This window comes from Mesorhizobium sp. M1334, assembly GCF_040317995.1.
GTDB lineage: Bacteria > Pseudomonadota > Alphaproteobacteria > Rhizobiales > Rhizobiaceae > Mesorhizobium.
The window spans coordinates 15,084-41,812 of record NZ_JAMYLM010000004.1 but is presented as its reverse complement, the minus strand read 5'-3'; the positions used below and the strand labels follow the sequence as shown (position 1 = coordinate 41,812).

Genomic DNA, 26,729 nt, shown 5'->3' with positions numbered 1-26,729 from the left:
TCAAGCTCCCTGGGCGTCGATGATCGAGCTGGCATATTTGGCGAGCAGCCAGTCCGGAATAGGACGCGGCTTCTGCGGAAACCCGCCGAGATGAGTGCAGGTCTCGGCAGCCGCGACGGAGGCCCTGTGCAGCGCTTCGGCGGCGCTCAGCTTGTCGCAGCAGAAGGTGGTCAGGAATGTCGCGATAAAGCTGTCTCCCGCACCGCACGTGTCGACGACATCGACCGGCGTGGCTGCGGCGTGCACGATGCTGGTGCCATTATCGAAGTAGGAGCCGCGGCGGCCGCAGGTCAGCACCACCTGGCGTGCGCCGGCTGCCCTCAGCGCCCCTAGAAGCGGTTCAACGGGCGTATCGGCGTCGTTGGGTCCGGACGCAAACAGCAGCGACACGCCCTCGAGCGGTAGCAGCAGATGTGCCGTCGATATGTCGACACTGAACGACACATGGTCGGCCACCAGGCGGCGGACGAGCTCCTTGTTGGAGTTGGTGCCCAAATGCACCCAGTCAGCAGCAGCGATATGGGCGTAGTGTTCAGGAGCCGGCATATAGTTTTCGCCGACTCCAAAGGATTCATGCAGAAATTTCCGCTCGCCGGACTGATCACGCAACAGGGTGACGGCCGTGTCGCCAGGAAGACGTTCAACATCGCTCGGCGACAACCCGACCCTGGCCAATTCCGCAAATACGATCTCGCCCTCGGTATCCTCGCCTATGGCGCCGAAATAGCGAGCCGACCAGCCGTTGCGTCGCCATTGCGCTGCTACATTCAAGGCGTTGCCGCCAACGGTCAGCAGCCCATTCGTGAGATAGGCGTCGAGACAATTGTCGCCTACGGCGACAAGTTTTGGCGATGCCTGTGCGGTCATGCCGGCACCACGGTGCGGTTCAGATAAGGTTCGATCGCAGACAGGCAGCGTGTCCAGGCCTTTACCGGATCGAGCGCATAGGACCCGTTGCCGAACGGCTCGAAAGTAATCTTGCCTTTGTATCCAGAGTTCGCCAATTCGCTGACATAGCGACCGAGCGGCAGCGACCCGTCTCCCCAGACCAGATGTCCGGCCGGGGTGCCGTCGACCAGCTGCACATGCGCCAGCCGCGAGCCAAACAGATTGACGTAGTCCGACACCGTGTCGCCCGCCGTCGCCATGCAGACCGAGTCCAGCACGACGTCCATATTGTCGGCGCCCACCTGATCGAGCATGCGGCGCAGGCCGGCCGCATCATTGACAATGTTGGTCTCGAGCCGCTGCAGCGGCTCGAGCAGGCAACGCACGCCGTTGCGATCGGCATGCTCTGCGACCTCGCCGAGCGCCTCGGCGGCGCGTGCCCATGCCTGCTCAGGCGCCTCGCTCTCGTAGCCTCGCCCGGGCGTCAGGAAGAGGTAGCGCGCGCCCAGTATGGCGCAAATGTCGGCGGCGCGACAAAACCGCTCGATGCTGGCGCGGCGGAAATCCTCGTCACCCGAGGCTATATTGATCGGGTACAGCACCTGTTCGGGAGTGAAGCACCAGGTGGACAGGCCGTTGTCGGCGAGCACACGACGCACGGAATCGACACGGGCGTCGGTAGCATGAAATAGGTCGAGATGCGGCGCAACGCCCCATAGCTCGATCTCCCCGACGCCGAACCCACGGATCATCTCGGCGACCCGATCGAATGGAAAGTGCTGAAAGCTGAAATTGGCTCCGATCAGCTGATTGGCAGCAAGCTGCGGCATAAAGGCTCCTTTCAGGAATTGCTATTTGCCGATGCCCTCGGACAGGCCACGAATGAAGTAGCGCTGCGCGGCAAAGAACACGACCACGATAGGCAAGGCCGAGATCGTCATAGCCGCGAAGACCACGGGATAGTTGGTCCCGTGCTTTGCCATGATTGAAGTCAGGCCGACCGGCAGCGTCTGCACATTGGCGCCGCTCGTAAAGATCATCGCGAACAGGTATTCGTTCCAGGCGAACAGAACGTGCAGGATAACGCAGGAGATGATGATGGGCCGGCACAAGGGCAGAATGATCCGCCAGAATATCTGCCCCTCGCTGGCGCCGTCCATCGTCGCCGCCTCGTCGAGATCGCTGGGCAGATCGAGCATATAGGCGCGGATCAGGAAGGTGGTGAACGGCACGCGAAACGCCGTATAGAGGATGATCAGCGCCCAATATGTATTGTAGAGACCGAGCGCCTGCAGCATCTTGACCAGCGGAATGACCGCCACCGTCGGACTGAGCATCAATCCGCCGAGCACGATGGCAACGACCAACGGCTTTGCTGGCATTTTGGTTCGAGTGAGTCCAAACGCCGTCCAGGCGCTGATTAGCACGGTACACATGGCCGATGCGACCGTTACAAGGACGGAGACGGTCACATAGTCGCGCACACCGTGATTCCAGGCCTGCACATAGTTGCCCCACAACCAACGGGCAGGCAGGGCGAACGGATCGCCAAAGATCTGTGCATTGTCCTTGAAACCGTTGAGCGCCATCCAGACCAGCGGATAGATGACCACGACGCCCAGGCAGACGAGGAACGAGTACAGCAACGACCTCGCGATGACGGCCCACACATTCGCGTGCCGGGCTCGCCCAGCGGCGACGGCCGCGCTCATAGCTGCACCCTGCGGCGCCTGGTGTACCAAAGCTGCGCCACGCCGGTAAGCATCGTCACCCCGAAGATGACGGCGGCAATCGCTGCGCCATAACCGAAATTGTCCTCGATGAAGGCCTTTTGATAGAGCCATGTACCCAAGACCTGGCTGCTGTTGTTGGGCCCGCCGGCGGTCATGACCATGACCTCGTTGAATACCTGGAACGCTCCAGCCACGGTGACGATCACCATCAGTCCCGTCATCTCCCGGGTGAGCGGAAAGGTGATGCTCCACAGCCGTCTCAGCGCACCCGCGCCATCCATTGTGGCTGCGTCGTAGAGGTCGCGCGGAATCTTCTGGATCGCGATGGCAAACAGCAGTGTGGAATATCCAAAGCCCTGCCACTGGCTCATGGCGATGATCGCGTAGATCGCTGTGTGCTCATTGCCGAGCCAAGGCTGGACGAGTTGCCCAAGGCCGAGCCGAGTAAGCACCGCGTCCAACAATCCGATCTGCGGCTGGTAGATGAAGTAAAACAGCAGGCCAGTGACAGTGATCGAAATGGCCGAGGGGACGAAATACACAGCCCGCCAGAAGCGGCGCCAGCGCTCGCTTTTCAGGTCCTCGATGATTGCTGCCAGCAGAAAGGCGCCAAAGACCTGGAAGACGACGGAAATCAGAGCGTAAAGGCAGTTGTTCAGGAGCGCGACCAGCACGATAGGATCCTGCAACAGCCGCTCGTAATTGGCGAGGCCGACATTGGTGACCTCGCCCGTGTAGATGTCTTCATCCGTTGTGCTGACGATGAAGTTGTCGACGATTGGATAATAAACAAACCAGCCGATAAGAATCAGCGCGATCGTCGCCCATCGGAACGACAACAGTCTGCGCAGCCGAGCCAGGGACCTTTTGCCTGGCGCATGCCGCCTCGCGGCGCCATGGATGATGGCGCCGCTTTTCGTTGTTTCCGCAGCCTCGATCATCGTCTCAGCTATTTGGCCGCCGAGGCGGTCCGCCGGACCTCCTCCATGACCTGTTCGGGCGACATCGAACCTCCGGTGAGCGCCTGCAGGCTGGACAGCCATGCGGCGGCAACACGCGGGGGATTTGCGGTGTCGAGCCAGGGCATCAAATACGAGGCCGAGTTGATCTGCTTGATGCCCTCGATGACCGCCTTGCTCATGGTCGATTCCGACGTTCCTCCGATCGTGGCGCTGGGCTGCCCATAGGGGGGCGCGGAGAGGACCTGCGCGTTTTGCGGGGATGTGACAAACTTCATGAAGTCGATCGCCAGCGGGATGTTTTCTGACGCCGAGCTGATCATGTAGCCCTCGGGCGCTCCTTCGATCGCTTTCGGGTCACCCTTGACGCCATCGGGCACCGGCAGTTTGAAGAAGCCGAAATCGGCAGTCTTCAGGGCTGTGTCCGGCGTCGCGCTCGAGTCAAATTCGAGGATCTCCTGATAATACATGGCCGATTGCGTGTTGCTGAAGGCTTGTCCAGCAGAGTTGTAGGACGTGCCATTGACCGCGGCGCCGTCGGTGCAGCGCTCAAGAAGTTTGCCCAACTGCTTCAGAGCCTCGACATAGCCGGGATCGGTATATTGCGCCGTGCTCGGATCGAAGTCGCGTTCCAGGGCCGCCTGCGGCACGTTGTAGGCCAGCAGTTGGCCGATATAGTGGATAACGGGCCAGGCTTCCTTGTTGCCCAGAGAAATAGGCGTCATCCCGGATTTGCGAATTGCATCGCAGCTTGCGAGCAACTCTTCGAAATTCGCCGGAGCCTTCAACCCAAGTTTGCCAAAGATGTGTTTGTTGTAGCCCATGAACTTGGCATCCTGATAGAGCGGTATGCCATAGAGCTTGCCGTTGTATTCAAACGCCTTGACGGCGGCGGGAGAGAGGGTTTTGCCCCAGTTCGTGTCAGCGGCAATGACCTTGGTCAGATCGACGGCGCGATTGCCGCGTACGAAATTAGCGCCCCAACTCCCCGTCCAGGAGAAATAGATGTCGGGAAGCGAGTTCGATGCGACCAAGGTCTTGGTCTTGCCCTTGACGCTGTCGTCGCTCTCCTGAATGAGCTCCACCTTCACATCCGGATGGAGCTTCTCATATTGCTGCGCCACATTCACGAAATAGGGGGACAGCTGCTGCGACCCGAACTTGGTCAGGACCGACAATGTGCCACTGTATTCGACCTTTGCGTTGGGGTCTGCGGCAACGGCTTCGGCACTGACGGAGCTGCTGATCGACAGCCCCATCGATGATACTGCGGCCAGTGCAACCGCTCCGACTTGCAGGGAACGTTTCATGAGCAACTCCTTCAGATGTGAGAGGGGTTCAGTACTCTACGCGTTTGTAGTAGCGACGTGTCGTCAGCGGGTGATCGCGCAGCACCTCCAGGTGAGCGCTCAGCCGTTCGAGCAAGGTGGCGAGCAGGACCGGCGAGATCAGGCCGCGCACCCGGGCTGAAATACCTGGAAGCTCGACCGAGGCGGCATCCAGTGTGCGGACGCGATCGGTGTAGCGCCTGGCGAAATTCTCGACCCGGTCGGCCAGAGGGCGTGTGCCATCCTCGCCCTTGAACACGAAGACGCTGACGCCGGGTTCGACCAACTCCAGTGTGCCATGGAAGAAATCCGCGGCGTGCACCGGCCGGGTGCGGATCCACTGCATTTCCTCGAGTATGCACATGCCGTAATAGTACGCTTCGGGCCACACCGATCCGGCGCCGGTGAAGATGTGATATGTTTCGTCCTTGATCGTTTCGGCCAGCTTGGCGGCCGGTGCCTCGAACGCAGCTTTCGCGTCGGCAAGCAGACCGGGCAGCAGTTGCAGCTCCGCCACGGTGGCGTCAAAGCCACCGTATTCTCCGCGCTCGGCCAAAAGCGCCAACACGATCAGCAATGTCTGGAGATAAAACGATTCCGACGAGGTGTCGTCCTCGGCAAAATTGGTGAAGTTGTGGTCGGCTTCCTGCGCGATCGGCGTGTCCGAATGACCGGTCAGCGAGATCGTGCGGACGTCACGTGCCTTTAGAAAAGAGAGAAGTTCGACGCTTTCCTTCGTCGTGCCCGACAGCGAGGGAATGACGACCACCGCCTTGTGGTCGAGCCCAGCCGGCGGATCAAGCACGACCTGGGCAGGATACAGCGCGCTCACCGGAAAGGTGGAGTGGCGCTGCGCCAGCTCGATGGCGGGAAGGGTGAGGAGCTGCACGCCGCCGGTTCCCATGAAGTATAGCCGCTCGACTCCGTCCGAAAGCAGCTTGCGCAGCAGGGATCGCGCTTCGGCGGCGATGGAAACGGCACCGCTTTGGATTCTGACGAAGCGGTCCCTGTCGAAGTTGAGCATGCAGTTTTCCTTGTGTTTCGGGTGTACGGCAGCGCCTCGGCGTAAGCGTCCTGCGAGACGTTGCGCCAAGTTTTCGGCCCCAAGTTGAGCCGATGTGAGATCGATCTCACACCATAATATAGGGCACGCATTCTTGCGGCTGGCAAGTCCCTCGCACGAGATTTGTTAAGCAGTTTGATTTTGAAATTCGGATCAGCGTTTGGGCAGGCGCGAAACCGAGCCCCGGACGACCAGGCGTGTTGGGAACCTAATATGACGCGGTGCGACTTTCTTCCCGGCGAGCCGTTCCAGCAGCAGCTTTGCGGCAAGCGGCCCGATTTCAGAGATGGGCTGGGCGATGACGGTGATCTGCGGGTCGGTGAAGGTGGCGAGATTGAAGTCGTCGAACCCAACCAGGGACACGTCGTGCGGGATCGACAATCCCATCGAGCGCAGGCCTAGCAACGCGCCTTGCGTCATCAGGCTGTCCACGGTGAACAGCGCAGTCGGACGGTTTCGGCGGCTGAACAGGCGAATGGTGGCTTCGATGGCATGCTCGACGGTCGAGCGGGAAACACTGACCAGAGTTTCATCAAGGTCGATGCCATGCGAATGCAATGAATTCTGATATCCCGCCAGGCGTTCCTGCGCCGTGAAGATGCGGGATTCGTCTCGCAGCAGACCTATGCGGCGGTGCCCATTGGCAACGAGGTAGTCGACGGCCTCGCGCGCGCCGCCTTCATTGTCGACGACGACGCTGTCGCAGTGCACCTCTTTGGCGACGCGATCGACGAGCACGATCGGGATGCCTTCGCGAGCGAGCTGCACAATGTGCTGGCTATCGGTCGCCGATGTCGGTGCCAGAATGAAACCGCGGATGCTGAGCGAGCGCAGGCTCTCCAGCAGCTCCTTTTCCTGTTCGACATTCTCCTCACTGCTGGCAATCAGAAGATTGTGGTGGTGCTTGCGCAACTCCGCCTCGACGTCATGGGCAATGCGGGCGAAGAACGGATTCTGAATGTCGCCGGGGACGAAACCGACGAGAGGCAATTGCCCGCTGCGCAGCGCCTGGGCGACGCGGTTGGCCCGATAGCCCAACCTGTCGGCTGCCTCGATCACGCGAAGCGCGGTCTCGTCGCCGACATAGCCGTAGCTGTTGAGCGCCCGCGCAGCCGTCGCGCGCGATACGTTTGCCGCGGCGGCAACGTCTTTCAGGGTGATCCCCTTCTGCGTCAAGACCTATCGATCCTCCGGCGACCTGGGCGGCATGCCGGGACCATCCGGCCCAGCATTGCAGCCACCTTGTGCCGCATATCGGCGCGTTCTCAAACTACCAAGGCCGCTTGTGCACGTTCTTTCCAAAAATAGGTTTTAATCGTGTTGCCGGGCCGACCGGCGGGTCAAGTGCATCTGGGCAGGCAATCGTTCCGGCATCTCATAACCTGTACCCAACATAATAGATGTTCGCCGCTCGTGGCCTTTCGTTCAAAGCGAGATAGAAAGGGGAGGAGTGGACAAAAACCGCTCTCAGCGGGATTAAATATCGCACAATCAGCGAACATCGGTGGTTGCGTGTCCCCGCAACCACCGCGCTTATAAACGTCGGAGGGCTCTAGCGTCACCTTTCGGCTAGGACAACTTTACGAGTCGGGCAGATATCATTTGATGCTGTAAGTCACCGGATTCGCCACCGCATCCGAGTAGCTGCGAAGGATCTGGCTGGGCTGACCACCACTTGCCTTGGTTTTGGTTGCAAAGACAGCCAATTGGGCACTCATTCCCTAGCGATTGTGCACCAGACGATTTCGCTGGTGAAAGTGGTAGGCTGGACAACAGGTTCCGAAACGCTAACCACTTGCGGTCGCATTAGGATGGCTTGGTCGTGGAACGCAAAGGCTGACCCGATTTCGTCCCGCGATGCGCTACAGTTAGAGATCAAGCAAAACGTCGCCTTGCGGGCGGGTGCAGCACGCCAGGATGTAGCCTGCCGATTTGTCCTCCAAGGTCAGCCCGCCTAAGTCATCCATGACGACTTCGCCCGACAGCTTGGCGATCCGGCACGTACCGCAAACTCCCTGCTGGCAGGCGGTGGGGACGTAGACGCCACATTGGCGCGCCGCTTCCAGCAGGGTCTCTCCGGGCGCGCAGTGATGCACAATGCCGGAGCGGGCGAAGCGGACTGAAGACGAAATCTCTGAAGCCAGTACCGAACGCGAACTGTTGCCGCCTCCGAAGCTCTCCTCATGATACTGCGAAGGGGCGAGGCCGATCGCGTCCAGGCAGCCGCGTACCGCCTTCATGTAGGATTCCGGCCCACAGGCAAACACCGTGCGGCTGTGGAGATCGGGAACCAGATTGAGAAGCATCTGACTGTTAATGCGTCCAGTTGGACCCGTCCATGCCGGGTCTTCCCGACTGCAAATGCAAGTCACTTGAACATTGGGAAAGCGAGCGGCAAGTGCGTCCAGTTCTAGCCGAAAGATGATGTCGTCCGGCGTTCTAGCACTGTGAATGAAGCGGATATCCTGGTCGGCTGCGCGGTCGGTAAATGCGCGCAGCATCGACATGACGGGCGTTATCCCGCTGCCACCCGAAAGGAAAAGGGTCTTTCCGTGCGGCAGATCGTCGAGATTGAACGATCCGAGCGGCCCTTCGATCTCGATCCCATCGCCCGGCTTCAAATTGGCATGCAGCCAATTCGAAACGAGCCCGCCCGGCGTTCGTTTCACGGTAATCTGCAGGTCGAGCGGTCGCGTCGGCGGTGACGAAACAGAGTAGGAGCGCGTCACTGCGGCACCGTCGATCGTAAGGTGCACCAGAACATACTGGCCAGCGCTGAAGCAGAACATCCGATCTGAAACGGGTGTGAGAACGAATGTTTTCACATCGTGCGTTTCGTCGATCACGCGCCGGCAGAGCACAAGTTGCGGCGTGCTCTGGGCCCACTGCCGATGACGCTTCGTCGGGACGAAGCCGGAGGGCCCAAAGGCGGCGTGTGCATTCATCATTCAACTCGGGTTTGAAGTCGAGCCAAGATGCCATTTCAAAACCCGCTTAACAGCCGCGCAATCCTACCTTTATGATCGGCAATTTCGATTAAACTTCCAGTGACATGACCGCCACCTGGAGAGCTCGGATGCCTTTACGAATAATGGGTTCGTGTTTGCGGCGCGCAAGTATCGCGGTATGGACTGGCTGGTGCAGCGTCGGCGCGCCCTCGACGAGGAACGATGGAAGTTCAGCTGTGAACCTGCGCGCATCATCGCTGCGCATGTAGCAGGTGCCGCCCGTTCGCCGCAGCATGATCTCCGCCAGAGTTTCCGATCCTGTCGAAAGCCGGCAGATCGCCAGTTGGGCCAGCAGTTCTGCGTGCGTCTTTTCCAGCACGGCGGTGTAGCCCGGGCGAATGTAGGTTTCAGGGTCGACGTCGGACAGCGTTCTGGCAGCCGTCGAAACCATCACATATTCCTCCACCATCAGATGTTCGTAGGCGATCTCAGGCAGGTAGCGAGGCGCATAAAGGACGGCGATATCCAGATTTCCCATGCTTAGGTCGCTGACCATCTGGTTCGAATAATCCGACTCGACATGGATCGAGGATCTTGGAAGCGCCTGGCACAATGTCTCGACCCATCCGGGCAGGACCGAGCGGGTCATGCCCACCTGTGCGGCGATGCGCAAGGTGCCCTCGAAACGGTTGAATGCTCGCACATCGTGTCGAGCTTGCGACCAGGTCGACAGCAGGGATCTGGCGTAGGCTTCGAACCGCCGTCCGGCGGCTGTCGGCTCAGCACCGGCGCGCCCGCGCTGGAAGAGCTCGGACCCGATCGCGCTCTCCAGATTCTTGATCCGGGTGCTGATCGTCGACTGGGTCAACCCCAGCCGATCGGCGGTACGATTGAAATTTCGCGACTCGATGATGTCGAGAAAGGTTTCGATGTGATCTAGCTGCACGCGACCTCCGATCGAAAAAGTCGATCATATTGCGCAGGATCATAAGCTTGATCAAACAATACTCAAGGCCGAAGCTGCACTCGGTGAAATCGGCCGGCAGATCGACCAGGCTGAAGCTACGGAGCTGAGCAACGTGTTCATAGTCGACTGCGATTGTCACAATTACTGGTCAAGCGCGACCGTGTTGGAGCCTTACCTTTCCGGCCTATGGAAGGACATGTTCGTCGAAGGCGAGAAGACAGGTCCCGTTGGCGCCTTCCCGCATGGCCATCGTCCCTGGTTTCATCCGCAGGACTTCTCCCGCAAGGACGTCCGTCCGAAGACGGAAGCCGACAACTATCTCATCATGAAGGAGAAGCACCTCGACAAGTACAACGTCGATGTGGCGATCCTGACTGGCGATGAGCCGATCGAGGCTTCCACTCTCGCCAATCCCTATTATGCCAGCGCCCTCGTCAGCGCCTATAATGACTACCAGATCGACCAATGGCTGCCGAAGGACGACCGCTTCATGGGCTCGATCATCATCTCGCCACAGGATCCGAAGCTCGCGGCCGCCGAGATACGCCGCCTGGGCAATCATCCGCGCATGGTTCAGGTTCTTGCCTCGCAAGGCTCCGTCAAGCCCTATGGCGATCCGTTTTACCATCCGATCTACGAAGCATGCGCCGAGGTGGGGCTGCCCTTTGCCATACATCTGGGCGGCCATGGCGGCGTGAATTCGACTGCGATCGCTCCTGCGCCGACGACATTCTTCTGGGAGACCCATGCTATCCTGCACATGTCGGCAATTTCGCATGTCGCAAGCATGATTGCGCATGGCGTCTTCGAAAAATGGCCGGACCTCTACTTCGTCGTCATCGAATGCGGCGTCGCCTGGGTGCCGTCGGTGCTGTGGCGCCTGGACGCAGATTACAAAGCCCTACGAAAAGAGACGCCATGGCTGAAGATGCTGCCTTCCGAATATTGCCGGCGCAACATCCGCTTTTCCACACAGCCGCTGGAGCAGCCCGCAAATATTCAGCATCTCTGGTCCACTCTCGAGGCGATGGACGGTGAAAACACGCTGATGTTTGCCTCCGACTATCCGCATTGGGACTACGACGATGCCAACACGCTGCAAATCCCTCCCGCCTGGAAGAGCAAGATCATGGGGCTGAACGCGCTGGAGGTCTACAAGCGCATCCCTCGCGCGCAAGCAGCGAATGCCGCCTGAGGAAGCACACGATGCCCGAGAAGACATACATCTGCAGAGTCGACGAGATCGAAACCGGATCTCCCTTCATCGCCAAGATCCGCAGCCTTTCGGTCGGCGTTTTTCGCATCGGAGATTCATTCCACGCGCTGCTGAATGTTTGTCCGCACCGTGGAGCTCCGCTTTGCGAGGGGCCGCAATGCGGAACAACTGCACCGGTCGAAGAGGCGCAATTCATCTATCACCGCGAAAACGAGATCGTGCGCTGCGCCTGGCATGGCTGGGAATTCGACATCAAATCAGGCGCGGCTTTGGTCGATCCGTCCGTTCGCGCGCGCACATTTCCAGTCACTGTCGAGGCGGGCAGCATCTATGTGACGGCCTGATTGAGGTGCGGATTTGAGCAGTCAGAAGAAAGGGTGATCGCAGCTAACAAGCAGATTTCTACACAGGGTGCGTGACGAACAATAACGCGGAAAATCCGCAATGGGAGAGTCAAATGTCAGAATCTGAATACAAGCTTGGTATCGCTCAAAGCCTGATTGGTCGCGGCAAGATTTCCCGTCGCGACTTCATTCATCTTGGGCTGGCCGCTGGGCTGACGCTCACCGCTGCGGACAAGCTCTTCGTCAGCACGGCACGAGCCGAACCGCTGCAGGGCGGCTTCGCCAAGCTCGGCATGGCACATGGCGCAACAACCGATTCGATCGATCCGGCCGGCTACCTGGATACGTTCACACAGACCGCGTTCTCGGGCTCGATGTCCAACAGCCTCACCGAGGTCGACGCGAAAGGCAACGTCCAACCAGACCTTGCCGAGAGCTTTGAATCATCGGACGGGGCCAAAACCTGGGTCTTCAGGCTGCGCAAGGGCGCAACCTTCCACGATGGCAAGAATGTCACGGCGGACGACGTCGTGGCTTCGCTGCGCTATCATATGGGCGACGAAACCAAATCGGCGGCGAAGCCGCTGCTTGAGCCCGTCGCAAGCATCAAGGCGGATGGCCCGGAGACGGTTGTCTTCACGTTGAAGAGCGGCAACGCCGATTTCCCCTACATCATGAGTGACTACCATCTGGTCATCATGCCGGCCAAGGACGGCAAGGCGGATTGGGGATCGGGCGTTCGCACCGGCGCTTTCGTGCTCGAGAATTTCCAGCCCGGCGTTTCGGCCAAACTCAAGCGCAATCCGAACTATTTCAAGAACGGCAAACCCTACCTCGATGAGGTGGAGTTCATCGCCATCACCGATCTCGCCGCCCGCATGGCCGCGCTATCGACAGGGGAGGTGGACTATATTGGCCGCGCCGACCTCAAGACTCTCGGCATGCTGAAACGCAACCCCAAGGTGGAGATCGTCGAGGTCACCGGCTATGGCCACTATACCTTACCGATGAATGTCACGATGGCGCCGTTCGACAATCCGGACGTCCGAATGGCTTTGAAATGGGCGATCAACCGTCAGGAGATCGTCGACAAGATATTTCTCGGCCACGCCACTGTGGCCAACGACAACCCGATCGCGCCGGCGATCAAATTCGCTACGAATCCGCAGCCGCAACACAGTTTTGATCCCGAAAAAGCCAAGCACTATCTGAAAAAGGCCGGAATGGAAAAGCTGAAGGTGGACCTCTCGGTCGCCGATGCCGCCTTTGCAGGCGCGGTGGACGCGGCTGCGCTCATCCGCGAGACGGCAGCCCAGTGCGGAATCGATGTAAACGTCGTGCGTGAGGCCGAGGACGCCTATTGGGACAATGTCTGGCTCAAGAAACCTTGGTGCGCTTCCTATTGGAGCGGTCGCGCGACGGCCGACTGGATGTTCACGCAAGCCTTCGCCGCAGACTCCAGCTGGAACGAGTCGTTCTGGAAAAATCCCCGGTTCAACGAGTTGCTTGTCCAGGCGCGCGCCGAGACGGACGAGGCCAAGCGGGCGGCAATGTATGCCGAGATGCAGCAACTGACCCATGATGATGGCGGCAGCATCGTGCTGGTGTTCAACAATTTCGTCAGCGCCAAATCCAGCAAGCTCGCACATGGCGAGGTGGCGCCGAACTGGGAGAACGATGGACTGAAGATGGCCGAACGCTGGTGGATTGCCACTGCGTGAAAGTGCGGGCCGGACCCGCGATGGCTATTAGGCTCCGGCTTGCAACCGCGTGCCCTGACTGGTGTGGCAGGGCGGCGGCAGCAACGGGAAACGCGTACCCATGAACCCCGTCGCAAGAACGGTTCTGCAGCGGCTTGGCCTCGGCCTGGTCACGCTGTTCATCGTGTCCATCATTATCTTCTCTGCGATTGCAATGCTGCCGGGCGACTTCGCCAAGGCGATGCTCGGGCAATCCGCGACACCCGAAACGGTCGCCGCCTTCCAGCGAGAAATCGGCATCGACCGTCCGCCTGTCGAGCGCTACTTCGTCTGGGTCGGGCAGATGCTCCACGGTGATTTCGGCTCTTCATTCGCGAGCCGCACCGGGTACCGGCGCACCGTGGCCGAGATCATCGCGCCACGCCTCTACAATACGATGTTCCTTGCATCGATGACCGCGCTGATTGCAGTTCCGCTGGCCCTGGGACTGGGCATCCTCGCTGCGCTCTACCGCAATGGCTGGTTCGACCGGCTGGTGAACGCAGTGACGCTGACAACGATTTCGTTCCCGGAGTTTTTCGTCGCCTATATGCTTGCCTATCTCGTCATCTCGCGCGACACGTTCATCGGATCCGAGTTCGCACAATCACTGCCACACTGGCTTGCGGTCTCATTGAACTGGATACTCAATGCAGTTCCCAAGTTTCCGACATTGTCGAATGTGAACGACCAGACGCCGTTCTGGGAGCATGTTTGGAGAGTAGCCTTGCCGGCGATCACGCTTACGCTCGTCATCGTGGCGCACATGATGAGAATGACACGAGCGGCGATCATCAACATGCTGGCAAGTCCCTATATTGATATGGCGCGGCTCAAGGGAATGTCGCCCATGGCTATCGTACTCAGGCACGCCTTGCCCAACGCATGGGCGCCGATCGTCACGGTGGTGGCGTTCAATCTGGCTTATCTCGTCGTGGGAGTGGTCGTGGTCGAAGTGGTGTTCGTCTATCCCGGCATTGGTCAGCTGATGGTTGATGCGGTCAAATCCAGGGATGTTCCGGTTGTCCAGGCCTGCGCCCTGATTTTCGCGGCGACCTACATCCTGCTCAATCTGACCGCCGACATCATTTCGATCGCCACTAATCCAAGGCTCTTGCATCCACGATGACCAGCTACGAACCAATCGCTCAGGTTCACAGGCTGAGGCGCTCGCGCACCACCCGGGCGAAGACGGCGCTGAAGAAGGCACCCTTCAGTGCGTGGTTCGGCATCCTCGTGATCCTCGGCTATGTCATCGTTGCGGTGTTCGCGCACTGGATAGCCCCATACGGCGAAACGCAGGTCTTCAGCGAAGCCTTCGCACCGTGGAGCCAGCAGTTCAAACTGGGAACCGACCAGCTCGGCCGCGATATGCTCACACGCTTGATCTACGGAGCGCGCAACACCATCGGTATCGCGGTCGCCACCACATTGCTGTCCTTCGCGGTTGGCGTCTCGCTCGGCCTTCTTGCCGCATTGTACAGGGGATGGCTCGACCAGATACTGTCGCGTGCCGTGGATGTGTTGATGTCGATCCCAAGTCTGATCTTCGCCCTGGTGCTGCTCTCGATCTTCGGCTCGTCGATCACCAGCCTGATCATCATCATCGCGCTGCTCGATTCCACGCGCGTGTTTCGGCTAGCACGTGCCGTCGGGCTTAACGTGGCCGTGATGGAATATGTCGAGGTGGCGCGATTGCGCGGCGAAGGCCCGAAATGGATCATCGCCAAGGAAATCCTTCCCAATGTCATGCCGCCGCTGGTCGCGGAGTTCGGCTTGCGATTTTGCTTTGTATTCCTCACGATCGCAGCACTGTCCTTCCTGGGCGTTGGTATTCAGCCGCCGACCGCTGATTGGGGGTCGATGGTGCGCGAGAATGCGACCCTGATCACCTACGGCGATGTCACGCCGCTGCTGCCGGCCGGCGCGATTGCCCTCCTCACGGTCTCCGTGAATTTCGTCGTCGACTGGTTCCTCCACGCAACAAGTGGGTTGCGGGATGAAAAATAGCGCCCCCGGCTTGCGCGAAAAAGGCAAGGATCTGCTTCAGATCCGCAATTTGCATGTGGAAGGCTTCTCGGACGAGCGGTGGCATCCCATTGTCCGCGGGGTCGATCTGGCGCTGAAGCGGGGGGAGGTTCTTGGCCTGATCGGCGAGTCTGGCGCAGGCAAATCCACCATTGGCCTTGCGGCGATGGGTTACGCCAAGCCGGGCTGCCGAATCACAAAGGGCTCGATCCTGTTCGACGGGATCGATCTTCTGGCACTCAGCGAGACAGGGCGCCGCCGCCTCAGAGGCTCCCGCATCGCCTATGTCGCGCAAAGCGCCGCGGCCTCTTTCAATCCAGCTCACCGACTCCTCGATCAGACTGTCGAAACTGTGGTGGCGCATGGGATTGCCAGCCGAGAAAAAGCGAACCGGAGTGCGGTCGATCTCTATCGCCGTCTTCAGCTTCCAGATCCGGAGACCATCGGCTTCCGCTATCCTCATCAGGTTTCCGGCGGACAATTGCAACGGGCAATGACCGCGATGGCGATGGCTTGTCGTCCCGACCTCATCGTCTTCGACGAGCCAACGACGGCGCTCGATGTGACGACGCAGGTCGAAGTTCTCGCCTCCATTCGCAACATCGTGGAGGAATTCAACACGGCTGCAATCTATGTGACGCATGATCTGGCGGTGGTGGCGCAAATGGCGGACCGCATCATGGTTTTGCGTCATGGACTTACCGTGGAAGAGGCTGAAACACGCCAGATGCTCGCCCATCCCAGCCAGGAATATACCAGAACGCTCTGGGCCGTGCGCAAGCTCGCCAAGCCCGAAGTTCCGGCCGATGAATATCTGCTTACGATAGACAACGTCACCGCGGCTTACGCCCGGACGGTAAAGGTGCTCCAGGATGTCTCAATCAAAGTTCCACGTGGAAGAACAGTGGCTGTGGTCGGCGAATCCGGTTCCGGGAAATCGACGCTCGCTCGCGTTGTTACCGGCCTGTTGCCGCCGCTTTCGGGGTCGATTTCCTTTGCCGGCCATGCCCTTTCCAAGACCCTTAAGGCGCGCCCAAAAGAGATTCTGCGCCGCATACAGATGATTTATCAAATGCCCGACAACGCCCTAAATCCGCGCCAGACAGTCGAAGAAGTCATAGCTCGGCCGCTTGAATTCTACCTCGGCCTCAAGGGCGCGCAGCGGGATCGGCGGATCGGCGAACTCATGCACATGGTCGAGATGAGCGAAACTTACCTGGACCGTCTGCCGGCCGAACTGTCGGGGGGCCAGAAGCAGCGCGTTTGCATAGCCCGAGCGTTGGCCGCCGATCCGGAACTCATCATCTGCGACGAAATCACGTCTGCGCTCGACCAGATTGTGCAGGAGGAGATCCTGAAGCTCTTAATGCGGCTTCAGCGCGAGCTCGGCATGAGCTACGTTTTCATCACCCATGACATTGCCACCGTGCGGGCGATCGCCGACGAAATTGTGGTCATGCACCAGGGTAAAGTCGTTGAGCAGGGATTAAAGAGCGAAATTCTCACGCCGCCGCATGCCCCCTATACCGAACGGCTTTTATCCTCCGTGCCAGAAATGGATCCGGACTGGCTCACAAGGCTGCTGGCCAGCCGGAGGATGTGATCGTCGGGCAGACCGTCGGGTGTCTTCCATACCGCACGATTTACAGCTTCGCGGTCGGCTGTACGAGACAATGCGGGAAAATTGATGGTTCTCGCCGCACCATCCAATTGGGCACGGCATTAAGCGTCAGGTTCATCAAGACCTTTATGACCGCCGATGCATGACCCTGCGACTCTGCCATATGTCGAGGACATTCAAGATATACGTGATTGGCCCGCCAAGCATGAAGACGATGCCCAGCGGCGCCGACCGAAAATTTTCAGCATGTTCTAAGCGGCGGCGCCAAGCAGTTCCGAAGATAGCAGTACGAACGGATACGGAGAGGGCCCGAGGTATGGTAACTTAGTCCACCATGTCGCGCAGTGGCTTCTTGCGCTTCTGTGGCCGGTATCTCTCGACCAGCCTGGCCCTGTCGATGTCGAGCGTAACGAGCAGTCCAAGGTCGATCGTCACCTTCTCGTCCATCTGGGTGACCTCACCACTCAGTTCAATGTGCTGGGCGCGATGCACCTTCGTGCGATCGACGGTCGAGTGCCGAGAGCCATAGCTCGGAATCGAGACGCTTGCGCAGTCCTCTGTGGCCCCGCCTCCGTATGATTGCCGTGATTGCGACCACGCCACCAATTCCAATTGCCCGCACCACTGAAATGAGTCTGGAGCGTGCACGGCCTGAAAACGGATTGCTAATGTGCGAGACAGCCCGCTTCGCTCTTAGTCTAGCGAGTATGGCCCAGCGGCTTGGTTGCGGGGGGACTGGCAGCTAGACGCCGCTGGGCCACCAGCGAGCTTAAGAGGAGGCGCTGTGCTGGCTGACGAAAACTTGCGCTCAAGGCAACGGAAACGCATCATTCGAACGAACACCGCCCGCCGCAAGCTTATTCCCAGTGACTCGCGCCGCCTTGATGTCGGTGTGCGCAAAATCGTCGCCTTTGAACACCAGCGGCTCTCCCGTGAGCGAGGCCCATAGGAACAGTCGCCGAAATTGAGCCCCGCAGGATGCCGCCCCTTTCCATAGCGATGCCACGCCCGCCGAGCCTGGTCGGCGTGTTCCGCCGCGACGGCGATGATTTCGACGCGCAGTTCATCCACCACGATCATCCGCACAAGGGCTACATCTGGGTGATGCAGAAGTTCAAGCGTTAAAACAATGAGCCTTGCGCCGGCGCCTGCTGCGGAAACATACCTCCTGGCATCAGCCGCCGCGGATTGGAGGGCAAAAGTGTCAATAGATCCGAACCACCTGTCTCCGGGTGCATTCGCAGGTCGCTCATCATCCTGGCGACGGCGCTCCGATGATCGCTGCATACGCCGCCCCGCCGCCGGAACGACGGAGCATTGAAAAAAGCTACACAATAGCGTAATGATGGATACGCGATTGGAGCTACACATTGACCTTGAACATCCGAAATGATGAAGCTGACAAACTGGCGCGGGAGCTTGCCCGCCTCGACCGCACCAATATCACCGACGCGGTGATTTCCGCTCTCCGTGAGACAATCCGAAACCGGATGCACAAGGAGCGGCCGCGCGAGACTGCACAGAAGATTCTGGCAAGACATGGCCTGTCTTTCCAACCTGATCGAAAGCCGGTCCCACAAGAAGCCTATCACGACCTGGATCACGATCTGCAGGGCGACGAATAATGTTCGTGGATGCCTGTGCCATCGTCTCGATGATGGCTGGCGAGGACACGGCCGATAGCTATGAAGCCGCCTTGCTGGAAGCGGCCTCCCCCTTCACATCGACGCTCGCCGCGTGGGAGGCGATTATTGTTCTATCCCGGCCGGACCAGCTGAATTGCCTGTACAACGCCGCCGAGGCCGTCGTGGTCGAATGGCTGGAAGCCAGAAGGATCGCGCTTCGCGAGCCAGGATCGCCGCTGCGGGTACTGTCCTATGCCATCGCGGTTGCCGAAAGACACGGAATTGGCAGACGCTACCTCAGCAATTTCGATTGCTTTCACTACGCCTATGCCAAGGCGATGCGCGCGCCCCTGCTGACGCTCGACGGGCTCTTGCGCGAAACCGACGTGAAGACGCTGCCATAAAGCGGACGGCCTTTCCGCGGAAAAGAGCCGTAGCCGGAACGCGCCCCCCATAGAGCGCCGTGTGTATGCCATTGCGATGAAGTCGGGCGAGCCGTTCGCCTTGGCGGCGCTCTGGGAGAATTGGCGCGACCCGCTACCGGCGACAACATCCGCACCTTCACGGTGCTTACCGTGAGCATATCTGGGGACGCGTCTATGATCAGGTCCATTGGGCGACGACTGAATTGGGTCCCAATCAAAAGGATTCGTCTGGTTCTTTTCTTTCCTCGCATGGTATGATGACGTGAAACGGGCAAAAAAAAGAAGCTCGTCATGCTCCTCGACGAGCCGGGCCTGTCGCTTCACGGGCGCGCAAGCGGACCTGCTCCGATACGTCGAGGAGGAACTAAAGCCCAACCATCAGGTCATCTACACTACGCACTCTCCCTTCATGAATCGCGCTCGCCGTTGACCCACGAGACGGCCAGCGCGCTGCCGGTCATGATCGCGATTGCCGAATTCGAGAATCCCTTGCTCGATCTCTACGGACTGGAGCTCGCGTACCGCATTGCCGTTGCGCGACGTCGCTCATCGCGCTTCCACGTGTGCTCAGTAGGCAGAAAACGTCTGGCGCCTGTTCAGACTCTCCGCGCTGATTGGCGTAATCTGCTCGGATTGGCAATTGGGCAGGTCGTGGGTAGCGCTTGCTGAAGACTACCGTGCTTCCCGCCGGGAGCGGGGGCATGGGATAGATGCCGGCCAGAGGCCAACGCGCAGAACCATCAGCAGCGACGACATCGCGAAAATGGCCGAGGCCGCAGCACTGGCGGATGTTGCCGCATCCAGTCGACCTGACAGAAGCAGCATTAATCTCTTGCAGGCCATCGCTGCCGCGCGCCAGCGCAAATAACGGCTATCGAGAGCGTTTTTCAGCTATCCCAAGCCCATGCCCAAACGGGGTTGCGAGGGGGTCCCATCGATTGCGCACTAAGCGTCTTCGCTGGCCGCGCCGATGATCTCGTCGGCGCTGCGAGCATCGAGCACGGGCAGGGCGGCCACAGCGCCGGCGGCTGGCAGCTCGGTCTTCGAGCATTGCCGCCTTGCGAGTGTCTGATCCGACTCGAGGTAGGCGCTCCTCAAGTGGGCGCTTGATAGCGATGATAATAGTCTCGCCGGTGCGCTGTGCCAGTGCGCTCGCCAGTTGTTCGGTATCTTTGTCTTTACGGCGCGTTGTACGTCAATTGCCGACGTTCCCTATCGCTGAGGACAAGTCGACCGGAGGAACGCCGCGTGAACGTGACCTTTGTGAGGTGCATTCAGGAGACTCCGCCGATTTCATGAAGCTCGTCCGTGTCAAGGTAGAAGATCTGGCTGCTGGCAGCTAGGTACATGCAAATCGACTGATGCCAGCCATGCTGCCGGGCCCTTCTGCAAGGCACAGGCTCGCCCGCTCCACTTTGATGTCTCTGCCCAAGTGAAATACTTTCCAAAGAAATCTCGAACCGAATTCTGCAAGTCTTTCTCTCTCAGAGTACGTCCTGCCGCTTTTGACAGCTCCGTCCCCTTGCAGATCTCGACGCTCGATCTTTTCTCGTTGTTGGGATCATCCAGGTCGGAGAAGCGACAATGCCGGCAACCAAGATTTTGTGGGGACAGGTCCTCACCGCCCTTGGGTTAGTCCTCGTGACAACATGGGCAGCGACAGAATGGACGGCATGGCGGCTCGGCTTTCAAAGCCAACTCGGTCCATCGTGGTTCGAACTGGCGGGACAGCCCGTCTATCCTCCGCCAGCATTTTTCTGGTGGTGGTTTTTCTACGACGCGTATGCGCAGAAGGTCTTTCTCGAGGGCGCGGCGATTGCGGCGAGCGGCAGCCTCATGGCCATCGCCGCCGCGATCGGGATGTCGCTGTGGCGGGCGCGCGAGGCAAAGGACACCGCGACCTATGGCTCGGCGCGCTGGGCGACGCGAGACGAAATCAGAGCCGCTGGCATGATCGGTCCAGACGGCCTGGTGCTGGGTAAGTTTGACCGACACTATCTGCGCCATGACGGTCCGGAGCACGTGCTGTGTTTCGCACCGACCCGAAGCGGCAAGGGCGTCGGCCTGGTCGTGCCGTCGCTGCTGACCTGGCCGGGTTCGGCGATCGTCCACGACATCAAAGGCGAAAACTGGGAACTGACGGCCGGATGGCGGGCACGCTTCGGCCGGGTGCTTCTGTTCGATCCAACCAATGCTGGATCCGCAGCCTACAACCCTCTGCTTGAGGTGCGACGAGGCGAGTGGGAGGTTCGAGACGTGCAGAACGTGGCGGATGTCCTTGTCGACCCAGAAGGCACATTGGAACGCCGCAATCACTGGGAGAAGACCAGCCATGCGCTGCTGGTCGGCGCCATACTGCATGTGCTCTATGCGGAAAAAGACAAGACTCTTGCCGGCGTGGCAAACTTTCTTTCCGATCCACAGCGGCCAATTGAGACAACGCTGCGCGCCATGATGCTGACGCGACATTTGGGCGACGCCGGTCCGCATCCTGTCGTGGCGTCGGCTGCCCGAGAACTGCTCAACAAATCCGAAAACGAGCGCTCCGGCGTGCTCTCGACGGCCATGAGTTTTCTGGGCCTCTACCGCGATCCGGTTGTGGCCAAGGTGACGTCATGTTGCCACTGGCGGATCGCCGACCTTGTCGAGGAGAGACAGCCGACGACGCTCTATTTGGTCGTGCCGCCATCGGATATCAGCCGCACAAAGCCGCTAATCCGCCTGGTGCTTAACCAGATCGGCCGCCGACTGACGGAAGATCTCCATGCCAAGGACCGTCGACAGCGTCTTTTGATGATGCTCGACGAGTTCCCGGCGCTCGGCCGGCTCGATTTCTTCGAAAGCGCGCTGGCCTTCATGGCCGGCTATGGCATCAAGTCGTTCCTGATCGCACAATCGCTCAATCAGATCGAAAAGGCCTACGGACCGAACAATTCCATCCTCGACAATTGTCATGTGCGGGTGAGTTTCGCCACCAATGACGAGCGGACAGCCTGCCGCTGGCCGGCCACAAAGACAATCATGCCGGGCTGATGACCAAGGATCAGATGGCAGCCTTTCGCGCTTCGATGTCAATCGGTGAGGGGCGGGAGTGGGATCCCTTCGAAGGCTTGGACATCGGCAAGGTTGATCTCCGACGCTTCCTCGATGCGGTGCCTTTCGCCGCGAAAGGCCGACGCCGCCGACACGCCCAGCGCATCCTCGTCCCCGATCGTCTCGGCCCGGAAGCCAAGGGCAGCATTTCCACCCAGGTCGGCTTCGGTAGGATCCTGGATGAGATTGCACGGGCCGGCGGGCTGCTTGCCGACGCGATCGTCACGACGTCGCCCGATGTCACCGTTTCAACCAATCTCGGCCGCTGGGTCAACCGGCGCGGCCTGTTCGCGCATCGCTCGCTTGCCGACACGTTCCGTAGCGAACGCATAGCCTCGGCGCAGAAATGGGAATTCGGCCCATCTGGCCAGCACATCGAGCTCGGTATCGCCGAGAACAATCTATTCATCTTGCTGTCGGCGCTCGGGCTGTCTCATTCGATCTTCGGCAAGCGGCTGCTACCGATCGGCACGCTCTACGATCCGTTCATCCAGCGCGGTCTCGATGCGCTCAACTATGCCTGCTATCAGGATGCGCGCTTCCTCCTTGTAGCCACGCCATCCGGAGTCACACTGGCGCCGGAGGGTGGCGCGCATCAGTCGATCGCCACCCAGTTGATCGGCATGGCGCAAGACGGGCTTGCCGCCTACGAGCCGGCATTCGTCGACGAGTTGGGCGTCATTATGCGCTTTGCGCTGGATTATATGCAGCGCGACGGCGACGCCGTGCAGTCGGAGCGTACCTGGCTGCGCGACGAGACCGGCGGCTCGGTCTATCTACGGCTCTCGACGCGCCCGGTCGAGCAGATCATTCGTCCCATGGAGCGTGAGCTCGAGCAGGACATTGTGGACGGCGGCTATTGGCTGCGGCGTCCCGGTCCGAATGCCGAGGTGATCGTCGCCTATACAGGCGCCGTCGCGCCGGAAGCGATCGAGGCGGTCGGCATGATGGCAGAGGACCGTCGGGACGTCGGTCTTCTGGCCGTGACTTCGGCCGATCGCTTGAACGCAGGCTGGACGGCGGCAAGCCGCGCACGTGAGCGCGGCCTTGTTCATGCAAGAAGCCATGTCGAACGGCTGTTCGCCGACCTTCCAGCCCATTGTGCGATCATTACCGTCGCAGATGGCCACCCAGCGGTACTCGGCTGGCTGGGCTCAGTTTACGGCCACCGCACGCGCAGTCTCGGCGTCGAGCACTTTGGCCAGTCGGGGACGAGCGGTGACCTTTACCGCCACTTCGGCATCGACGCCAATTCCATCGCCACAGCCGCAGATCGCATTGCTGGTGGCCGGCCAATCCGCCACCTGCGCGCGCTGGATTGATGCTGTGAGTCGCCGTCCGGGATCGTCGGCGTAGCCAGCCGCCAATCGCGTTCGTGGCGAAGCGAGGGTAACTCGCCATCGGTGCTGCCAGACATCTGCACGAGCACCTGAAGCGGGAGATTGGCAACTCGGGTTCGCTAACAGCACAGCGCAATTCGTGTTCCTCCCGCACGGTTGACATTCCTCCTTCAACGTCCATGCTGCATTGCAACATGGTCCGAGTTCGGCACGAACGCCTGGCGCGCGGGGCGGACTGGTTCTCAACCTCAATGCGTCACTCGAAACAGGCGACAAGTTCGTGCTGCACGATCTCGCGCCAGGCTCCAAGGTGCGCAAGTACGGAGACGTGATCGGTCGCCTTGCAACTCCGGCCGTCGCAGGCGACCATGTCCATGTTCACAAACTTGAAAGTCTGCGCCGAGTTGAACCGCGCCCGCTTCGAAGCGCACGACGATGCCCGTGCGTGATGAAGTTGGGTCGATCGGCGAGAGCGGGCCGATCGATCTCCTTTTTTGGTTGGCAGGCGTCAGTGCACCGAAGTCGGCCGTTAGAGTAATCTGGCGTCAAACAATCGTTGTTTGCAATTGCGCAAGCCGAGTTTTCCAAATAGGAACGCCAGAGATCAACAAGGGAATGATTTTGATGGACGAAGCAATTTGGCAGAGAAATGCGGATCTTCTAGGACTGACAGCAGATATCGTCGCCGCCTATGTCCAGAGCAACGCAACGCCGGTGGCGGATCTGCCGAATTTGATCGCCAGCGTTAATTCTGCGTTGTCTGGCCTGGCTAAGCCGGTCGCTGCACCCTCACCAATACTTATGCCCGCGGTAAATCCCAAGAAGTCGATCTTTCCCGAATACATCATCAGCCTTGAGGACGGGCGCAAGTTCAAGTCGATGAAGCGCCACCTGGGCTTGCTTGGGATGACACCCGATGAGTACAGAGCCAAGTGGGGTTTGGCGTGGGACTATCCTATGGTAGCGCCCAGCTATGCGGCCCAGCGGTCTGCTCTTGCCAAAGCTGCCGGTCTCGGCCGCAAGGCGGGTGCCAAAACGCCGCCAAAGAAAGCACCAGCAAAGCGCAAGGCCAAGGCCTGACAGTGCATGACAGTCGGGCCAGGCCATCAGGTCTAGATGGTCTTCGCGACAGAGTTGTTGCGTCGGTCTCCGGCGCGGCCGAAGTTCTGCTGAGAGATTGGCCGAGGAGCGCCTGACCTGGTTGCCGGACTCATTGGCGAAGCGAACAGCCTACGGTCGTGGTGACGATGTTTTCGATTTCCGAGCTTGCCTGGGCTTCAAGCGGAGGCATCGAGTTGATCAGGACCGCCTGGTTGGGAATGAGCTGTCCGGACACGCACAGTTCCGCCAGTGCTGCTTGCGCCGCGATGCAGGCCTTCAGCACCGCCCTTGTCTCCACATCCTGGCGCGGAGGAAGGGGCGGGAGGTCGCTGTAGGGGCGAAACGGTCGGCCAATCCCCATGCGATCAGCATGTCGGGCGGGATATGTCCTCGACAACGACATGTCGTCAAATCATAGGATCGCAATCCATTGACATAATTGGGCGCCGCAAGCGGCCCTCCCGATGCTGCAACTTGCTACAATTCCACTCAACTGAAAGACAGTGAGGGCGGTTTGGGAACATTGACTTCGGCATCGGTGAAGAGATTCGGAAACAGCCGTTCCCTGAAATCGAGAGGAAAAGCGATCCGCACCGGTGTCTTCGGAGTGTCAGACTTCAGGAAACCGCGGTCGACGAGATCCGATAGCGTGTTCCGTGCCGTGCGCTCGGATGTCTTCAGCACTAAGTTAGCATCGCCGCGGGGCAACCTACCGTGCCGCAGTACTGCCGCCACCAGATCAGGTGCCCGTTTGTCGTCGACGAGATCCTTCACCAGCGCGCGGTAGCGAGCCTCGAGCCGTCCGAGGTCGAACATCGTGGTCGAGAACCGCACCTGGTCGAGCGCGACTGTCAGGAACCATTCGACGAAATCCTTGAGTGCTGATTCCGAAAGATTTCCTCGGCCGTCGCGGTCGCCCTGTCTTGGGCTGTCGGCGTGATCCATCATGCGCTTGTATTCGCCCCGATCCTTCAGTCCACGAGCGAGACCACGAGATATCGACCACAGGCCATTGCCGCCGATCCCGGCCTTGAGCGCCATGGCGTGAGACATCAGCCGACTGACGCGGCCGTTGCCGTCTGGAAACGGGTGGATGTAATTGAGGCGATGATGAGCTGACGCAATCGCGATGATCCGCAGGCTGGCCTGCCTTTCGGCCATCGCAAACCGCTTCTGGAAATACTCCATAAAGGCCACCATCCTGTCAGACGATGGCGGCTGATGGCGCCCGACAACGACATCATGATCTGCGGACAACCGAAACTCGCCGGGCACGATCTCGGCGGCCTTGGTGCCGTCAGGATTGTCGATGAACCGGAATTCCTCTGGCATCCCGTCGTAAAAGGCACGATGAACCCACCGGATGAAATCGATCGAAGTCGGGCTCGGCAGTTCCCCACGCAAACCGAGACCATCAATCATCCTCTGAACTTCGACATGGGCCTTGGCCTCCAAGGCGAGAGGGCGGCGTTCGGGATCAATCTCGGCTCCGGCCAATGCACTCTCGATATCTCGAGGTCGGGTGTTGTGGCCTTCGATCAAGTTCGAATAGTAAGAATTCATGACGCGCACGAGATCGGCTAGTTCGGCAGCCGATTCCGGATGCAGGCCTCGGCCGAGGTCATCGGCGGCCTTCTGCAACTCGATCGCGAGATCTGCCAGGACGGTCGGTACCGCGTCGCCAAAAAACAGTGGCTCGATGCGGGCAGGGGTTTCAAGCATTATTTGCCGATCTCAATAGTTCTCAATTGCCTGCAATGTAAGGCATTCGAGACCACAAGTCAGCATAATTGCCGATATTGATTGCCGATCTCTCTTGCCGAGGCCGGCCGCCGATCAGGAGGCGAACCCGAAATGCCTCAAAGGTCGGCCGGGCAGGGCGCGACTGGAATCACCGATGGCGTCAGTGCCATTGGGCTGAGTTGCTCGTTGGTCGGAGCAAAAGGATGTGCCTGAGGCAGCGGCCTGCCGCCTCCGAGTTGCTCTATCGTCAGTGGGGCGCGTGAACGCTTTGCTCTGCTAACCCCACGATGGCGAGTGCCAGCAATTTCCTTGGTGGCTCCTTCTTGATTCTCGCTACGCCGCTGAAAAGGGCTTGCCTCGCACAGTGTCAGGCACCGCTTCTGTTCATCCAGAGGCAGGGGGCTTTCGCAACGATGCCCTCGAAGCATTCCGCATGAGTGCCCCGGCACGGGATCGTTTGCGTCGGCTGTTGCTGAGTCTCAAATTCTTCTTTTCGTCGGCGGCTTCATGAATCGCCGCACTGACGATGTTCGTGCTCATGGAAAAGATCATTCCAGCCAGCCAGATG

24 protein-coding genes and 3 pseudogenes are annotated in these 26,729 nt (G+C 59.7%); 13 read left to right on the top strand and 14 right to left on the bottom strand.

The window, feature by feature from the left end; all coding sequences use genetic code 11:
• The 9 genes from NKH17_RS09820 to NKH17_RS09780 all read right to left on the bottom strand — a co-directional run bounded on the left by NKH17_RS09820 (position 1) and on the right by NKH17_RS09780 (position 9,865).
• Entirely contained in the window at positions 1-867 is an 867-nt protein-coding gene (locus NKH17_RS09820; protein ID WP_352895587.1) for a PfkB family carbohydrate kinase, read from the bottom strand.
• Positions 864-1,718 (bottom strand): sugar phosphate isomerase/epimerase family protein, encoded by an 855-nt coding sequence (locus tag NKH17_RS09815; RefSeq protein WP_352806602.1) that lies wholly within the window; start codon positions 1,716-1,718, stop codon positions 864-866. Before NKH17_RS09815 ends, NKH17_RS09820 begins: the two co-directional genes overlap by 4 nt.
• Positions 1,719-1,739: 21 nt before the next feature.
• Positions 1,740-2,600: a carbohydrate ABC transporter permease gene (locus tag NKH17_RS09810; protein WP_352895585.1), complete on the bottom strand. Its 861-nt coding sequence runs from the start codon at positions 2,598-2,600 to the stop codon at positions 1,740-1,742.
• Positions 2,597-3,562: a carbohydrate ABC transporter permease gene (locus NKH17_RS09805; RefSeq protein ID WP_352895583.1), complete on the bottom strand. Its 966-nt coding sequence runs from the start codon at positions 3,560-3,562 to the stop codon at positions 2,597-2,599. The genes NKH17_RS09810 and NKH17_RS09805 overlap by 4 nt, the downstream gene beginning before the upstream one ends.
• Positions 3,563-3,570: 8 nt before the next feature.
• A complete protein-coding gene (locus NKH17_RS09800) occupies positions 3,571-4,890 on the bottom strand; it encodes an ABC transporter substrate-binding protein (protein ID WP_352895581.1) in 1,320 nt (439 codons plus the stop codon).
• Between the two features lie 28 nt (positions 4,891-4,918).
• Positions 4,919-5,932, bottom strand: a complete 1,014-nt coding sequence (locus tag NKH17_RS09795; protein WP_352895579.1) for an SIS domain-containing protein — start codon at positions 5,930-5,932, stop codon at positions 4,919-4,921.
• 192 nt (positions 5,933-6,124) lie between these two features.
• Positions 6,125-7,147 (bottom strand): LacI family DNA-binding transcriptional regulator, encoded by a 1,023-nt coding sequence (locus NKH17_RS09790; protein ID WP_352895577.1) that lies wholly within the window; start codon positions 7,145-7,147, stop codon positions 6,125-6,127.
• A 692-nt stretch (positions 7,148-7,839) separates the two neighbouring features.
• The gene (locus tag NKH17_RS09785; RefSeq protein WP_352970657.1) at positions 7,840-8,919 is read right to left on the bottom strand and encodes an FAD-binding oxidoreductase; all 1,080 of its coding nucleotides are present in this window, start codon (positions 8,917-8,919) and stop codon (positions 7,840-7,842) included.
• An 88-nt stretch (positions 8,920-9,007) separates the two neighbouring features.
• Positions 9,008-9,865, bottom strand: coding sequence for a LysR family transcriptional regulator (locus NKH17_RS09780; protein WP_352705746.1), 858 nt, complete (start codon positions 9,863-9,865; stop codon positions 9,008-9,010).
• 133 nt (positions 9,866-9,998) lie between these two features.
• On the opposite strand from NKH17_RS09780, the gene NKH17_RS09775 reads away from it, so the two are divergent.
• The 6 genes from NKH17_RS09775 to NKH17_RS09750 all read left to right on the top strand — a co-directional run bounded on the left by NKH17_RS09775 (position 9,999) and on the right by NKH17_RS09750 (position 16,816).
• Positions 9,999-11,081 carry an amidohydrolase family protein gene (locus tag NKH17_RS09775; protein ID WP_352895573.1) on the top strand — a complete coding sequence of 361 codons (1,083 nt, stop codon included), beginning with the start codon at positions 9,999-10,001 and terminating at the stop codon, positions 11,079-11,081.
• Positions 11,082-11,092: 11 nt separating this feature from the next.
• Positions 11,093-11,446, top strand: coding sequence for a Rieske (2Fe-2S) protein (locus NKH17_RS09770; protein WP_292653661.1), 354 nt, complete (start codon positions 11,093-11,095; stop codon positions 11,444-11,446).
• A 113-nt stretch (positions 11,447-11,559) separates the two neighbouring features.
• Positions 11,560-13,167, top strand: coding sequence for an ABC transporter substrate-binding protein (locus NKH17_RS09765; RefSeq protein WP_352895571.1), 1,608 nt, complete (start codon positions 11,560-11,562; stop codon positions 13,165-13,167).
• A 100-nt stretch (positions 13,168-13,267) separates the two neighbouring features.
• Positions 13,268-14,314, top strand: coding sequence for an ABC transporter permease (locus NKH17_RS09760; protein WP_352531700.1), 1,047 nt, complete (start codon positions 13,268-13,270; stop codon positions 14,312-14,314).
• Positions 14,311-15,195 carry an ABC transporter permease gene (locus tag NKH17_RS09755; RefSeq protein ID WP_352647125.1) on the top strand — a complete coding sequence of 295 codons (885 nt, stop codon included), beginning with the start codon at positions 14,311-14,313 and terminating at the stop codon, positions 15,193-15,195. Before NKH17_RS09760 ends, NKH17_RS09755 begins: the two co-directional genes overlap by 4 nt.
• Positions 15,185-16,816, top strand: a complete 1,632-nt coding sequence (locus NKH17_RS09750) for an ABC transporter ATP-binding protein (protein ID WP_352806575.1) — start codon at positions 15,185-15,187, stop codon at positions 16,814-16,816. Before NKH17_RS09755 ends, NKH17_RS09750 begins: the two co-directional genes overlap by 11 nt.
• 342 nt (positions 16,817-17,158) lie before the next feature.
• On the opposite strand, the gene NKH17_RS09745 is transcribed toward NKH17_RS09750, so the two are convergent.
• Both NKH17_RS09745 and NKH17_RS09740 read right to left on the bottom strand, forming a co-directional pair.
• Positions 17,159-17,326 carry a hypothetical protein gene (locus tag NKH17_RS09745; RefSeq protein WP_352806573.1) on the bottom strand — a complete coding sequence of 56 codons (168 nt, stop codon included), beginning with the start codon at positions 17,324-17,326 and terminating at the stop codon, positions 17,159-17,161.
• 382 nt (positions 17,327-17,708) lie between these two features.
• Positions 17,709-17,893, bottom strand: a pseudogene (locus NKH17_RS09740) (type II toxin-antitoxin system VapC family toxin); the annotation flags it as partial.
• 311 nt (positions 17,894-18,204) lie between these two features.
• On the opposite strand from NKH17_RS09740, the gene NKH17_RS09735 reads away from it, so the two are divergent.
• The 3 genes from NKH17_RS09735 to NKH17_RS09725 all read left to right on the top strand — a co-directional run bounded on the left by NKH17_RS09735 (position 18,205) and on the right by NKH17_RS09725 (position 19,553).
• Positions 18,205-18,459 (top strand): type II toxin-antitoxin system VapB family antitoxin, encoded by a 255-nt coding sequence (locus NKH17_RS09735; protein ID WP_352806571.1) that lies wholly within the window; start codon positions 18,205-18,207, stop codon positions 18,457-18,459.
• Complete coding sequence (locus NKH17_RS09730; protein WP_352895567.1) at positions 18,459-18,863, top strand: type II toxin-antitoxin system VapC family toxin; 405 nt, start codon at positions 18,459-18,461, stop codon at positions 18,861-18,863. The genes NKH17_RS09735 and NKH17_RS09730 overlap by 1 nt, the downstream gene beginning before the upstream one ends.
• A gap of 312 nt (positions 18,864-19,175) precedes the next feature.
• Positions 19,176-19,553, top strand: coding sequence for a hypothetical protein (locus NKH17_RS09725; protein ID WP_352895565.1), 378 nt, complete (start codon positions 19,176-19,178; stop codon positions 19,551-19,553).
• A gap of 202 nt (positions 19,554-19,755) precedes the next feature.
• Here the strand turns inward: NKH17_RS09725 and NKH17_RS09720 are convergent, their stop codons facing one another.
• Positions 19,756-20,004, bottom strand: a complete 249-nt coding sequence (locus tag NKH17_RS09720) for a hypothetical protein (RefSeq protein WP_502910591.1) — start codon at positions 20,002-20,004, stop codon at positions 19,756-19,758.
• Between the two features lie 464 nt (positions 20,005-20,468).
• Here NKH17_RS09720 and traG point away from each other — a divergent pair.
• The 4 genes and pseudogenes from traG to NKH17_RS09705 form a co-directional block, all read left to right on the top strand.
• Positions 20,469-21,884: pseudogene (traG, locus tag NKH17_RS09715) on the top strand (IncP-type conjugal transfer protein TraG); the annotation flags it as partial.
• A pseudogene (locus tag NKH17_RS09710) lies at positions 21,878-23,299 on the top strand (transketolase-like TK C-terminal-containing protein); the annotation flags it as partial. The pseudogenes traG and NKH17_RS09710, both read left to right, overlap by 7 nt.
• Positions 23,300-23,504: 205 nt before the next feature.
• Positions 23,505-23,855 (top strand): hypothetical protein, encoded by a 351-nt coding sequence (locus tag NKH17_RS33400; RefSeq protein ID WP_502910583.1) that lies wholly within the window; start codon positions 23,505-23,507, stop codon positions 23,853-23,855.
• A gap of 86 nt (positions 23,856-23,941) precedes the next feature.
• Entirely contained in the window at positions 23,942-24,397 is a 456-nt protein-coding gene (locus tag NKH17_RS09705) for a Ros/MucR family transcriptional regulator (RefSeq protein ID WP_352970650.1), read from the top strand.
• Positions 24,398-24,527: 130 nt separating this feature from the next.
• Here NKH17_RS09705 and NKH17_RS09700 read toward each other — a convergent pair whose 3' ends face one another.
• Together NKH17_RS09700 and NKH17_RS09695 are read right to left on the bottom strand one after the other, a co-directional pair.
• Positions 24,528-24,701 carry a Fic/DOC family N-terminal domain-containing protein gene (locus tag NKH17_RS09700; RefSeq protein WP_352806482.1) on the bottom strand — a complete coding sequence of 58 codons (174 nt, stop codon included), beginning with the start codon at positions 24,699-24,701 and terminating at the stop codon, positions 24,528-24,530.
• Positions 24,702-24,907: 206 nt separating this feature from the next.
• A complete protein-coding gene (locus NKH17_RS09695; protein WP_352895562.1) occupies positions 24,908-25,960 on the bottom strand; it encodes a Fic family protein in 1,053 nt (350 codons plus the stop codon).
• Between the last annotated feature and the right edge of the window lie 769 nt (positions 25,961-26,729).

What these genes read in the sequence shown, in the direction of transcription:
- NKH17_RS09770 (WP_292653661.1), top strand. Translation starts at nt 11,093, where the DNA reads ATGCCCGAGAAGACATACATCTGCAGAGTCGACGAGATCGAAACCGGA.
- NKH17_RS09760 (WP_352531700.1), top strand. Translation starts at nt 13,268, where the DNA reads ATGAACCCCGTCGCAAGAACGGTTCTGCAGCGGCTTGGCCTCGGCCTG.
- NKH17_RS09800 (WP_352895581.1), bottom strand. Translation starts at nt 4,890, where the DNA reads ATGAAACGTTCCCTGCAAGTCGGAGCGGTTGCACTGGCCGCAGTATCA.
- NKH17_RS09805 (WP_352895583.1), bottom strand. Translation starts at nt 3,562, where the DNA reads ATGATCGAGGCTGCGGAAACAACGAAAAGCGGCGCCATCATCCATGGC.
- NKH17_RS09810 (WP_352895585.1), bottom strand. Translation starts at nt 2,600, where the DNA reads ATGAGCGCGGCCGTCGCCGCTGGGCGAGCCCGGCACGCGAATGTGTGG.
- NKH17_RS09815 (WP_352806602.1), bottom strand. Translation starts at nt 1,718, where the DNA reads ATGCCGCAGCTTGCTGCCAATCAGCTGATCGGAGCCAATTTCAGCTTT.
- NKH17_RS09765 (WP_352895571.1), top strand. Translation starts at nt 11,560, where the DNA reads ATGTCAGAATCTGAATACAAGCTTGGTATCGCTCAAAGCCTGATTGGT.
- NKH17_RS09795 (WP_352895579.1), bottom strand. Translation starts at nt 5,932, where the DNA reads ATGCTCAACTTCGACAGGGACCGCTTCGTCAGAATCCAAAGCGGTGCC.
- NKH17_RS09730 (WP_352895567.1), top strand. Translation starts at nt 18,459, where the DNA reads ATGTTCGTGGATGCCTGTGCCATCGTCTCGATGATGGCTGGCGAGGAC.
- NKH17_RS09725 (WP_352895565.1), top strand. Translation starts at nt 19,176, where the DNA reads ATGCTCCTCGACGAGCCGGGCCTGTCGCTTCACGGGCGCGCAAGCGGA.
- NKH17_RS09705 (WP_352970650.1), top strand. Translation starts at nt 23,942, where the DNA reads ATGGACGAAGCAATTTGGCAGAGAAATGCGGATCTTCTAGGACTGACA.
- NKH17_RS09755 (WP_352647125.1), top strand. Translation starts at nt 14,311, where the DNA reads ATGACCAGCTACGAACCAATCGCTCAGGTTCACAGGCTGAGGCGCTCG.
- NKH17_RS09750 (WP_352806575.1), top strand. Translation starts at nt 15,185, where the DNA reads ATGAAAAATAGCGCCCCCGGCTTGCGCGAAAAAGGCAAGGATCTGCTT.
- NKH17_RS09785 (WP_352970657.1), bottom strand. Translation starts at nt 8,919, where the DNA reads ATGATGAATGCACACGCCGCCTTTGGGCCCTCCGGCTTCGTCCCGACG.
- NKH17_RS09820 (WP_352895587.1), bottom strand. Translation starts at nt 867, where the DNA reads ATGACCGCACAGGCATCGCCAAAACTTGTCGCCGTAGGCGACAATTGT.